Source organism: Acidobacteriota bacterium (assembly GCA_034211275.1).
In the GTDB taxonomy this organism is placed as follows: domain Bacteria; phylum Acidobacteriota; class Thermoanaerobaculia; order Multivoradales; family JAHZIX01; genus JAGQSE01.
In genome coordinates, this window is the sequence record JAXHTF010000204.1 from 1 (window position 1) to 11,856 (window position 11,856).

At 65.8% G+C, this 11,856-nt stretch carries 8 protein-coding genes; 3 read left to right on the forward strand and 5 right to left on the reverse strand.

All coding sequences use genetic code 11. The features are described 5' to 3' along the window. A partial coding sequence (locus SX243_21685) for a hypothetical protein (GenBank protein ID MDY7095597.1) occupies positions 1–183 on the forward strand: 183 nt, incomplete at its 5' end. A gap of 232 nt (positions 184–415) precedes the next feature. Here the strand turns inward: SX243_21685 and SX243_21690 are convergent. The 4 genes from SX243_21690 to SX243_21705 all read right to left on the reverse strand — a co-directional run bounded on the left by SX243_21690 (position 416) and on the right by SX243_21705 (position 5,688). Then, positions 416–2,467, reverse strand: a complete 2,052-nt coding sequence (locus SX243_21690) for an SIR2 family protein (protein MDY7095598.1) — start codon at positions 2,465–2,467, stop codon at positions 416–418. 94 nt (positions 2,468–2,561) lie between these two features. Then, positions 2,562–2,795, reverse strand: coding sequence for a type II toxin-antitoxin system prevent-host-death family antitoxin (locus tag SX243_21695; GenBank protein ID MDY7095599.1), 234 nt, complete (start codon positions 2,793–2,795; stop codon positions 2,562–2,564). 107 nt (positions 2,796–2,902) lie between these two features. Next, positions 2,903–4,600 carry a VWA domain-containing protein gene (locus SX243_21700; GenBank protein MDY7095600.1) on the reverse strand — a complete coding sequence of 566 codons (1,698 nt, stop codon included), beginning with the start codon at positions 4,598–4,600 and terminating at the stop codon, positions 2,903–2,905. 353 nt (positions 4,601–4,953) lie between these two features. Next, positions 4,954–5,688 carry a class I SAM-dependent methyltransferase gene (locus SX243_21705; GenBank protein ID MDY7095601.1) on the reverse strand — a complete coding sequence of 245 codons (735 nt, stop codon included), beginning with the start codon at positions 5,686–5,688 and terminating at the stop codon, positions 4,954–4,956. A 579-nt stretch (positions 5,689–6,267) separates the two neighbouring features. Between SX243_21705 and SX243_21710 the strand changes: the two genes are divergently transcribed. Together SX243_21710 and SX243_21715 are read left to right on the forward strand one after the other, a co-directional pair. Continuing rightward, on the forward strand, positions 6,268–8,169 hold the full coding sequence (locus SX243_21710; protein MDY7095602.1) for a hypothetical protein: 1,902 nt from the start codon (positions 6,268–6,270) through the stop codon (positions 8,167–8,169). A 38-nt stretch (positions 8,170–8,207) separates the two neighbouring features. Beyond that, positions 8,208–9,317, forward strand: coding sequence for a hydroxymethylglutaryl-CoA synthase (locus tag SX243_21715; GenBank protein ID MDY7095603.1), 1,110 nt, complete (start codon positions 8,208–8,210; stop codon positions 9,315–9,317). A 161-nt stretch (positions 9,318–9,478) separates the two neighbouring features. On the opposite strand, the gene SX243_21720 is transcribed toward SX243_21715, so the two are convergent. After that, the gene (locus SX243_21720) at positions 9,479–11,596 is read right to left on the reverse strand and encodes a tetratricopeptide repeat protein (GenBank protein MDY7095604.1); all 2,118 of its coding nucleotides are present in this window, start codon (positions 11,594–11,596) and stop codon (positions 9,479–9,481) included. Positions 11,597–11,856 lie beyond the last annotated feature (260 nt).

Below are 11,856 nucleotides of genomic sequence, written 5' to 3' on the forward strand. Positions count from 1 at the left end.
AACGCCGAAAGCAACGCCGAAAGCAACGCCGACAGCAACGCCGAAAGCAACGCCGAAAGCAACGCCGAAAGCAACGCCTCCAGCAACGCCTCCAGCAACGCCGAAAGCAACGCCGTAGGCAATGCCGACAGCAACGCCTCCCCAATCTATCGGTACACCGAAAGCCTGCAAACCAGCCGATAGCGCTAGAGTACCGACTGGCATCACGAGACCAAGCCAGCCCGCCCCTCGAAGTAGAAGCCCAAGGACTATTGGATCCCTCTCACGGATTCGCCCCCGCAGCTCCCAGATCGACGGGTCGTTCTCCAAACCCCAGTCCTGGAAAAGCCTATGCAGCGTCAGCGGCTGCATGAAGAGCAACCAGCCCAAGCGCCAGAACCCAGGCACCGGTGGGATGGGCTTCTTCGATCGCTGCTCACTCATCGCGGCGTTCCCGCACAAAAGACCGCCAGGCCGCTCCCGGCAGAGTGAAGCGCTCTCCCTCCTCAACCACCAGCCCGCGCCGGACCAGCCGCCGCAGAGCACGCCGGGGAGCACTCTCTAGACCGACCAGGCCGATGCCCTCGACACAGCCCACTAAGAGCTCCCGTTCCTCCGCGCTCCGCCAGCGCCACCAGCTATCAAAAACCGGCACGAGAGTGTCCCGAACAGAATCCCCGTCTCCTCGCCCCGCTTCCCCCTGATAAACAGTAGTTGCCCACAGCTGAAGCGGATAAGGAAGCTGGCCAGCTCCACTTAAAACTAGGTCAGAAATAGGCGAGTCCAAACCTTGTTGCAAAAGCTCTTTCGCAGCCCCAATTTCCAGCTGCCCGATCATCAGGTGAATCGAGTCGTTGAGAAAGGGCGAGTTAAGGTGGTCTTGCCGAAAAAGCAAACGTAAATCTTCTGGCGAAGTCGAGACCCAGGCGATTTGCTTTCTCTGACCCAGCGCTCGCAAAGCACCCAGAAATCCTGGATCGAAAAGCTGGCCTGCCCCAGCTAGGGCAGAAGCTTCATCCACCAACAAAACTAGTGGCAATAGTCGATTCAAAGCCTGAACAGCAATCGATGAGTTGGTAGATACATCCTTACCGCATGCTTGATCCAAGAGACCATCTACTTTGTTCTCTGCTCCTACTGCCACCGCAATGGACTGCACCAAAGCCACAGGTGAAGGCTGCACCATTGCTCCCGCATCCACCCAAGCAATAGGCCATCCCGGAAGTAGGTTCTCTGCATGACGAAAAGCCCAATGGAGCATGGAAGTCTTCCCCATCCGGCGTTCGCCAATGATCTGAACCGGTTGGCAAAGGCCGAGGGCCTTCCCCAACTCGAGGCGTTCCTGCCAGCGGCCGAAGAAGTGTTCATCGTCGGTGATTGGTGGGCCAGCTATGAAAGGCGAAAGCTTCCTCTCAACTCCGAGAGAAACTACCCTAGAACGCATTTCGTCTTCCAAGGAGCGAACCGGCGCAGTAGCCTGGCCACTCCCTGTAGCAGGCAGTTCACGGATCCGCGGGGGCTTCTTGCCAGCCATTGCCGAACGCGTCCCGAGTGCTTCCTCCAACCCCGGCAAGAACTCATTGCAGTCGATGCCGCCGTAGGCGACCACCCTCGTCTCCAATCCGGGAGCGAGGCGTTGAAGCAAAGAAGGGTAGCGTTGCTCGATCTCCGTCGGATCCGACTCGTAGAAGCACCAGAGAATCTCGGTGTCCTGTACAGGATCGAGGATCAGCTGGCCTGTCACCTGAGAGAACACATCCTCCCAGCCCCCGTAGCCCAACACCACCAGATCCGAGTTTTCGAGAAACCGTTCCAGATCCCTCTGCAACCGAGGCCGCGGCTTGGTCAGCTGATCTACCGTGTGGGCTGTGTACCCGCGCCAAGCCCAGCGCCCGTGGACGTGCACAATGTGACAGCCATCACCCTCGTTGGAGGAGATGCGCCCATCTTCATACAGAGCACTGGAGCGGCTGATTCCTCCAGCCTTGCGAACCGCCACCCCCACCAGAGGGTCGAAATTGGTGGTGAGGAGCGCTGAGCCCAGAGTTTCGGGATGGGCGCTGAGTAGGCGGCCGAGAGCTTCGAGGCCCGGCGGCAAACCCCAGGCACCGGTGTCTCGTTCGAGTTTGCCACAGGCGTCGAGGTCTCCCGAGCGCGCTGCGGCAACCAACTCGGAATCCTCGGCCACGCAGGCCTCCAACACCAGCTCCCGTACCAGCTCGTCGATCCCCCGCTGGCCCCGGGCCTGGCGGTAGAGCCCCAGCGCCTGCTGATAGGTCAGGGCCTCGGCGGCGTTCATTCCATTCGATCCATCCCCCGGCAAACGCGCCTGAACCCGCCGCACCACCTCAGGGGCACCGGGCACCCCAGGCGCTCCATCCACCGGTGGCAGGCTGACTCCAGCCCCCAGCAAAAAGACCACGCGGCGCCGCTTGCGGTGAGAATCGATCAGGCGATCAATGAGGAACGCCTCGCTGGCCAGCTCCATAGCTCTCCTTAGAGTTTGGGGATTTACTGCCCAATTCTAACGAGAAAATGGCGGAGGCCCGAATCGTTCTCTTGCTTCGCCATCGATCCCGGCGCTACTCATCGAGGAAAAGACTCAGAATCTCCTGAGACTGCGCAACGTCGAAGTCGTGGGCAATCCCCACTCGATCCCGATCCTCACCCAGCCGCCTCTCCGGCACCTCCGAAATCGCGACCAGCCGCGCCACCGGCGCGCCGTCCAAAGTGATCCGGATCTCCTCTCCGCCAGCGGCAAGATCTAGCAGTTCTTCGAGACGCTCTTGAGCCTCATTCGTGGTCACTAGTTTCATGCCTCCAGGGTGAGCGATCTCGGAAAACTGTCAAGCAAAGCCGGCAACGGATCAGGAAGTGAGTGCCGCCTTCCCGCTGAACCGAAACGCCCCAGAGCGTTCACCCCTCAGAGATCCAGCTCCACCCTGGAGGTGAGCATCTCGTTGCTCAGGGTGTCCTCGAGAGAAACGGCGAGGGTGTGCTTCTCGCGCCGAAGCTTTACTTCGGTCTCGTAGACCGCCACCTCGCCGGGCTCCGGCTTCTCGCCTTGGAATCGCACCGGCACGACGGCGAGCTCGGATTGGTTGCCGCGGTCGTCCACCACCGCCACCCGCAACCGCAGGCTGGCGTGGTGGACGCCGTTCGCTGGAGCCCCGCTCACTGGCAGCATCGTGACCCAATCCATGGGGATGCGTACTGTCATGGGAACCCGAGCAGACCCGAGGCGGATCTTCCTCGCCTCGCCGAAGGAGACCTCCAGCGTGTTCTCCACGGAGCCTTCCTGAAGCAGCACCGCCTCCGTTGCTAGCGAGGCTTGCTCCTGCCGGGTCAGATCCCGGTAGCCGCTACGGTGGCGCGTCTTCAACCCTCTTCCTCGCACCCGCACCTCGACCTCGTGGCGCCCACCGTCGCGAACGATGCGAGGACTGAAGCCCAACACGTAATAGGCACGGGTATCCTCCTGCACCCACTCCACTGGCAGGGTCGGCTTGGCGACGGCGTAGGTCATCATCGCTCCTCCGGTCTCCTCCGCCAGCAGGCTCAGCGAATCCCGCTTCGCCCGAGTCCCGAAATCGAGGGAAGAGCCGCCACTGGGACCCGAGCTGGCAGCATTCACAGGGCTCGGTGCGAGCCCCAGATGCAAGGGGTAGATGGTGTAGCCCACCAAGTTGGCGACATCCGACACACTGCGGATTCGAGCCAGATTGCCAGCGCGCAGCTGTTCGAGAAACGAGCGGTCGATAGGCTCACTGACCGCGATGGGGCCAGGGTCATAGGGCCAGCCGCTGGTCATCAGAACGAAGAGCTTGCGGCCTTCCGCCTGAGCAAAGCTGCGCAGCGTGACGCTGGCGGCGTTGACCACCTTGGCCAAGTCTCGGGACTCGAGCTCCGCTCTCTCGGCACCTTCGTCATTGATGCTCGTCCAGGCGTCCAGCTGAGCGCGGCGCCTCTGCTCCCCAGGTTCCAGAGCCTGAACGTCCTCGATCGCCCGACGCAGCTGCGCCTTCGAGCTGGTCCAAGGAGTCAGCACCTCGAGCTTCCAACCCGCGTAGCGAACCACCGCCATACGGTCTCCAGGGTTCAGGCTTTCCACATCCCTCAACAGCCGTTCCAGCAGCAGACCACGATACGCCCGGTGGGTGAAGTAGTCGTCGATGAACACCAGCCAGCTATGCACCGGCTCCTGGACGGCATCCCCGGTCGCCGGCTCACCCGGCGCCGCGGCCCCGTCTTCTGATTCTTCGACTGGCTCTTCCGTTCTTTGCCCCTGCCGGTTGTCTCGGACCTCGCTGAAGTAGTCCACCGACTGCGGCTCCCCGTCCACCAGGAGCTCGAAATCCTCCGCCCGCAGGCCCGGCACTCGCCGGCCTCGAGCGCCGGTAACCACCACCTCGACTTCCACCAGGCGCACCTCGATGACCTCGCCAAAGGCCTCCAGCGGCTCGTCCGCCGGGATCTGCTCCGGCCCCTCTGCCTGAACAATCCCGGCCGAGGCTCCAGCGAAGACCAGCCAGGCGATCAGGAGTAGAGAATTCAGCGACCAGCGTCGCCTCCGGCAGCGAGTCAGTTTCCAGGTTGCATCGAAGTGATCAGGCTGAAACATCGTGGGCTCCTTTCCGCCGTGACTTGTAAAGAGCAGAAAGTGCAAAAGCCACGCCAAAGAAAGAATCAACGAAATTTCTTAACAGGCCACGAGGCCCAGAGAGCCTGGAACGGCCGGCCGCATCGGCGATGGAGCAGGCCACCATCGACACCCTGCCGCAGTAGGAGCCACAACGAAGTTGTCAGAAGCGTCCACTCTTGCGGACACAGCCGCCGCTCTCGAAGGTCCCGGCGAGCTCTTCGGCCTTCGACTCACCGCGCTGGTCAAAGATCAGACCAAAGGCTCGGCGGGCGCCGCCGAGCCGACCATTCCAGGGCTCAGAGCCCAGAGATCAGTCAGTGAATCCTCCGCCCCTACCCCACCTCCGCCACCACCAACCGATATCCCAAGTCCAGCGTCGTCCGCTCCAGCACTTCCCCGTGGCGGCGGAGCCAGGAGCCGGAGCTTAGGTCGTGTTGGAGACGGGTGAGGGCGGGGGCGGTTTCGGGGAGGCGGCTGAAGGTGGAGATGGCATTGCGGACGTCGTCGCGGAAATACGCTTCCGGGCGGCGCCAATAGGCTCCCAGGAAGCCGTCGGTGCAGTCGTGGGGGATGGGGACCTCGTGGACCTCGAGGGGGCCGAGGCGCTGCTCAAGGTCTTCGAGGGTGGGGAAAATGCGGCGGTCGATGGCGAGGATGCGGGGGAAATAATCGGTCAACCAGAAGCCCGAGGACAGGGGATCCCAGGTGAGGATCACCACCCGCCGGCGGGCGACGCGGCGGAGCTCGGCGAGGCCCCGTTGGAGGTCGGGCCAGTGGTGGAGGGTGAGGATGGCCAGGGAGGCGTCGAAGGCCTGATCGGCGAAGGGCAAGGCCACCGCCGAGGCCCGCACCACCGGAGCCGCCTTCTCCTGCCGCTGCTGGATCATGGCGAGCGAGGGCTCCACCGCCACCACCGAGCGATCCTCCGGCTCATAGGAACCAGCGCCGGCGCCGACATTGACCACGCTCCGGGCGTTGCCGAGAGCCTGAAGAACCTGCCGAGCGATCCGCGGATCCGCCCGACGTAGCTGCCGGTACCCGTCGCCGATGGTGTCGTAGAGCTCGATAATCGTTCTCCCTCGAGGTGCCCTCCCCAGTCACAAGCCAGAATCCAAACGCCGTCCTCATCAGAGTATCCGATCTTCTTCTCTAGACTCACCGGCGGGGCCCAAAACCCTCATCTCCCCATGGGAAAACTGCCGGAGAGTTGGCTCTCCGGGTCCCAACGGCGACTAACCAACACGTGGGTACCACCCTCGGACTGCCCGCCAACCAACAAGTGGGTACCACCCTGCAGGAGCCTCTCCAAGGAATCGCCAAGCTGCTGATGGGAAATGACTTACCATCTAACGCGCACGTCCCCGCAACCGATCGACAAGTGGGTACCACCCCAAGGCACAGCCTCCCGTCGGCCCCCGAATCCGACTTTGCTGGGACGGTGCGGGGCACCACCAACAATTGGGTACCACCTTCTGATCACGCCTCCGGCCACCCCGTGATCCGAGCCATCAACAAGTGGGTACCACCTTCTGATTCAGCCTCTGGCCGATTCCCGAATCCGGCTTCGCTGCGGCGGTGCCGGCCGCGATATCATCGCCCTGCCGGCCCGGTCTGGATCCGACCCGACGGGAGGCGGGGAGATGCGCGTGAAGTCGAGCTGTGAAATACAACCCACGAAACGAGCCTCGAGCGGCGTCTGGCTGCTGTTCGCCCTCGCTCTACTCTTCCTGAGCCCGCTGCCCACCTCTGCCGACACCTGGCAGGCGGTCTCCATCCACGGTGCCGATGTGCGCAGCCTGGCGGTGGATCCGCAGGATGGACTGACGGTGATCGCCGGGACCTCCGGCGGCCAGGTCTACCGCACCACCGACGGCGGCGAGAGCTGGCAGGATGCCGGGGCGGCGGTGCCGTTTCCCGGTTGGGTCCTGGGCACGCTGACCTTCGACCCCAATCAGCGGGGGCGAGTGTGGGCCGGGCTGTGGGCATTGTGGGGCAACGACGGCTTCGTCGCCTACTCCGACGATCTGGGCACCACCTGGACCGTGCGCCGGGAGGGCTTGCCGCAGGAAGCGGTCTACGACCTGGCGCTGGTGCCGGGGCGGCCCGGGAAGCTGGTGGCGGCGTTGCCCTCCGGCGTCTGGGGCAGTGAGGACGACGGCCATTCCTGGCAGTACCTGAGCCCCGACATGCCCCAGCTGGTCAACGCCTCCAGCCTCCTGGTGGACCCCTTCGATCCCGACACCATCTATGCCGGCACCTGGCGCCGCGCCTATCGCAGCGACGACGGCGGCGCCAGCTGGAAGGAGATCTTCGAGGGCATGGTCCTCGACTCCGACGTCTTCACCCTACAGCCGGTGCTCAGCCGGCCGGGGGAGATCTGGGCCGCCACCTGCGGCTGGGTCTACCGCAGCGAAAACCGCGGTGGGCGCTGGCAGCGGCATCAGGAGGGTATGGACGAGCGGCGCACCCAAAGCTTTCTGGTGCTCCCCGATGGAGCCCTGCTGGCGGGCACCGTCGCCGGGCTCTACCGCAGCGAGAACGGTGGCCAGAGCTGGCGCCGCACCTCCCGCGAGGATCTGGCCATCAGCGCCCTGGCCCGGGGCAAAGGCGACGGCGGCCCGCTCTACGTGGCCACCGAGGGTTCCGGAGTGTGGGTCTCCTTCGACGACGGCCGCACTCTGCGGCGGGCCAATCGGGGAATGAGCAATCTGCGCATCTCCGCCCTCGCCGGCGACGACCACCGCCTCTTCGCTGCCGTCAACTTCGCCGGTCCGGCCTCGGGGATCTACCGCCGCTCCGGCGACGACTTCATCCACGACCACGACGCCGTCCCCACGGTCCTCGACCTGGCGATGCTCGAAGACCACCTCTTCGCCGCCACCGAGGGGGGCTTGTATGTGCGCTCGCTGGAGGCAGTGCCCGACGGCCCCGCCACCGACGATGGCGCCTGGCACCGCCTCGACGCCTTGGGTGAGCAGCGCATCGAGCAGTTGGTGATGGGCCGGAACGATCTCCTGGTTCGCACCGCCGGAAGCCTCTGGCGCTGGCGCCGCGGGGTGCTCGAAGAAATCTCCGTCGATGGAGCCTCTCCACGCTCGGCAGCCTACGCCTGGGGTCGCTGGTGGATCCTCAGCGACGATGGCCTACTGCGAATTCAGGAGGACCAGCGCAGCGCCGCACCGGTCCCTCCGGGCGCCCGCCGCCTGGTGGCCGCCGGCGGTTTCCTCACCGCCGCCACCGACAACGAGCTGTGGATTCAGCGCCACCCCGAGCGCCGCTGGGAACCGCTGGGGGAAGGGATCGCCCGAGCGCTGGTCACCGGCGACGAGCGCTTCCCGCTGCTGCTGGCAGGGGATGCGGGCCTCGAGCTCATCGATCCGGTCTCCGGTGAGCGCTTGGAGCTACCGCTGCCGGTGCCGGTCCGGGACCTGCGGGGCGCTCGCATTCATCGCCGCGAGCTGCTGCTGGCGACCTCCGGCTTCGGCCTCCTGCGCCGGCCCCTGCCGCCACCGCCTCTCCTCCCCTCCACCGCTGCTGGACGCCGCTGACCAAACGGACCCGCCTACCCGTTTCAGGAGATCCGATCATGAGCCGACCCGCTGACCGCCCTTCCGAACCTCCCGCCACCGGCATCGCCGCCCTGGGCCTCAAGCTGCCGCGCCTGGGGCTCGCCATGGACCAGCTGGCCCAGCTCCGCGGCGAGGACGTGGCCAAATACACCATCGGCCTGGGCTGCAGCGAGATGGCACTGTGCCCGCGGGACTACGGCGTCGCCGACCTGGCGGTAGCGGCGGCGGAGCGGGCGCTGGAGCGCTGGGGTGGAGACCGCGGCCGCATCGGATTGCTGGCGGTGGGCACCGAAACCGCGGTGGACATGAGCCGGCCCTTGAGCGCCTGGGTGGCGGATGGCGTGGGATTGAGCGGCGCGGTGCGCTCCTACGAGGTCAAACACGCCTGCTACGGCGGCACCCTGGCCTTGCGACAAGCCACCGAATGGCGCCTCTCCGGCGCCGCCCGGGGTCAGGCGGCGCTGGTGGTGGCGGCGGACGTCGCCCTCTACGCCCCCGAGGATCCCGGCGAGCCCACCCAGGGTGCTGGTGCCGTGGCTCTGGTGGTGGACGAGCCCCGGGTGGCGGCCTTGGAGGCCGTCTCCTACCCGTGGAGCGAGCCCGCCTTCGACTTCTGGCGCCCGGTGGGAGAGAGCTTCCCGCGGGTGGACGGCCCCCTGAGCCTAGACTGCTATCGCCGCGCCGCCGAGCATTGCTTCCAGGCGTGGGTCGGAAAGGAAGACCCCGCTCAGGCCTTGGAGGCCCTCGAAGCCCTCTGCTTCCACGTGCCCTTCCCCAAGATGGTGCGCAAGGCAGTGGATCATCTGGGCGAGGTCTTCGGCTGGTCCCAGGAACAGGCTCGGGATCTCTACGCACGCAAGATCGAGCCGTCCATGGAGTGGAACCGCCGCTGCGGCAATTCCTACACCGCCAGCCTGTGGACCTCCGTGGCCCGCGCCCTCAACGGCATGGAAGAGGGCAAGCGCCTCACCGCCTTCTCCTACGGCTCCGGCTTCGGCGCCGAGCTGTTGACCCTGGTGGCGGGGCCGGAGGCCGCCGGCGGCGCCTGGGCTGAAGATGTGGAGGGCGACCTCGCCGAGCGTTCCCTCATCGACGCCGGGGCGTATCAGGAGCTGCGGGCGGGCTGAGAGCGACTGGTGGGCTGGCGCCCACCCTACGCGAACCCCAAGACACCGAGACACCGAGACACCGAGACACCGAGACACCGAGACACCGAGACACCGAGACACCGAGATGAAGGGTGGGCGCCAGCCCACCATCTTCTGGCCGGCAATCGGAGGCTTCCCGACTACTCTCCGCCGCTGGGCGCCAAGGCCGCCCCCAGACGCCGGCGAACCTCCGCCGCCATTTCCGGCGCTGATCGTTCGAGCCACCGCAGCTGTTCTTGCACACCTGCCTCGTTGCCGCTAGCGGCTTCTACCAGCGCCAGATAAAAGCGTGGCCGAGGATCCTGCGGCCGCAGGGCCAGTAAGCGGCCGTACTCCTGCCGTGCCTCGTCGAAGCGTCCCGCCGCCGCCAGCGCCTGGGCCAGGTTGGCGCGCACCCGCACCGCCTCGTCCTCCCCTTCGCTCGCTCCCGCAACCGCCAGCGCCGACAGGGCCTGGCGATACTCCTCCACCGCCTCCGGCAGCCGCCCTAGCTGGAAGAGGGCGTTGGCCAGATCACCCCGCGCCGCCAGCAACTGCGGATCGAGGCGCAGCGCCGCCCGGAAATGCTCCACCGCTTCCGTCGGCCGACCGGCCTGGGCCAGGGTCAGCCCCAGGTTGTGTTCCGCCGAAGCGTTGTCGGGCTCCAGCTCCAAAGCTCGACGATAGTGCGCCAGCGCTTCCTGGGGACGGCCCAGATCCCCTAGAGCGTTGGCCAGGTTGTTGTGAGCGTCGGCGTGCTCCGGGTCGTAGCCGATGGCGGTGCGGAAATGCTCCGCTGCCTGCGCCATATCTCCCCGGCGCTGGGCGAGGATCCCCAGGTTGTTGTGCGCCTCGGCAAAGCTCGGGCGAATCTCCACGGCCTGCCGCAGGGACTCCTCGGCCTCCTCCAGCGCCCCGTCTTCCATCAGGGTGATGCCGAGGAAGTTGGCCATCAGGTAGTTGTCGTCGGTGACCGCCAGGGCATGGCGAAAGAGGGTTTCGCTGTCCTGCCACACCAGGACCTGCTGCCGGGCTTGGAGACTGCAGGCGGCCAGAAGAACGAGCACCGCGACCGCTGTGGACCGCTCCGCCAGCGTTCGCCCGGAACCCTCGAGACGCCCCAGCAGCCGCGAGCCGCCCCCAACCTCCACAAACCAGACCACCATCACGAAGACCCCCACCAGCGGCAGGTAGGTGTAGCGGTCCGCTCGCGCCTGGCCCCCCACCTGCACCAACCCCACCACCGGCACCAACATACCCAGATACCAAAGCCAGCCGGTGAGCAAGAAGGGCTGGCTGCGCCAGCGCCACGCCACCCCGACCGAGATCCCGCCCAGCACCAATGCCGCGAGCAGAATCGCCCCCGCGGAGGGCATGCCGGGATGGGGATAGAGCGCCGCCAAATCCACCGGCCACAGCATTTGCCCGAGGTAGGCGGCGTAGGTGACCAGGGCGTTGGCCAGGCGTTCCAGGAACGGCACGTTGCCCAGGGTGGACACCGTGCCGCCGGCCCGCTGCACCACCACCGTCACCCCCGCCGATGCCGCCGCCAGAGCGAAGAGGGGCAGCTTCTCCCACACCCTGGGCCACACCCGGGCAGCTACGAATCGAAGCGACAGCCGTTCTTCCTCCTCGAAAGACAGACGCCCCAGCGGCCAGAGATCGAGCAAGAGCAGCACGCAGGGCAAGGTCACCAGCATGGGCTTGGCCATCAGGCCGGCGGCGAAGACTCCCAGCAGCAGGGCGTAGCGCCCAGCGCCAGGCTTCCGAGCCCACCCCAGGTAGGCGAGGAGCATCGACCACGCCAGCAGCCCGCTGAGCACATCCTTGCGTTCCGACAGCCAGGCCACCGACTCGACGTGCAGCGGATGCAGCGCAAACAACGCTGCCACCGTCACGGCCCGCCACCATCCCCCCGTCGCCCGCCACCAGAAGAGGAAGAGGAGCAGTGTCGACACGACATGCAGCGCCACATTGACCCCGTGGTGGGCTCCCCAAGCGGTGCCGAAGAGCTCGACGTCGAGCATGTGGGACAGCCAGGTCAGGGGATGCCAGTTGCTGGCATGGCCGGTGGTAAAGGCCCATCCAAGCCCCTCGACGGTGAGCCCCTCAAGCACCACCGGGTTGTCTTCCAAGTAGTCGGGATCGTCGAAGTTGACGGTGCCGAAGTCCAACGCCGGCCAGTACACCCAAACAGCCGCAGCGATGAGGAGGAAGAGACTCAGAGCACGGAGGATGGGCTGGCTTAGCCCTTGGCTTTCTGTGGAGGCGGTCTTCATGGTGAAAAGGTCCGAGCGAATTCTACCGCCTCGGATGATCCCGGGGACCCGACTCCCGAGCACCCCGAAATGACGGCCTTTCGCTCAGCAACCAGAAGCCGGCTTCCAGCCGGCTCCGGATCGGACAGATTCAACAGGGGGATCTGGAGTGGTACCCCCCAGATGAACGAATTCGTGGAGCTCGGCGATTCCACTCCCGCCCGGTTCATCCCCCGCGGCCCGAAGGCCCCTACCAGTGTGGCGAGGGAGCGGGATCCGAG

Excerpts from the sequence above, each read along its gene's own strand:
- SX243_21690 (MDY7095598.1), bottom strand. The coding sequence starts at position 2,467 with ATGGAGCTGGCCAGCGAGGCGTTCCTCATTGATCGCCTGATCGATTCT.
- SX243_21695 (MDY7095599.1), bottom strand. The coding sequence starts at position 2,795 with ATGAAACTAGTGACCACGAATGAGGCTCAAGAGCGTCTCGAAGAACTG.
- SX243_21700 (MDY7095600.1), bottom strand. The coding sequence starts at position 4,600 with ATGTTTCAGCCTGATCACTTCGATGCAACCTGGAAACTGACTCGCTGC.
- SX243_21715 (MDY7095603.1), top strand. The coding sequence starts at position 8,208 with ATGAGCCGACCCGCTGACCGCCCTTCCGAACCTCCCGCCACCGGCATC.
- SX243_21720 (MDY7095604.1), bottom strand. The coding sequence starts at position 11,596 with ATGAAGACCGCCTCCACAGAAAGCCAAGGGCTAAGCCAGCCCATCCTC.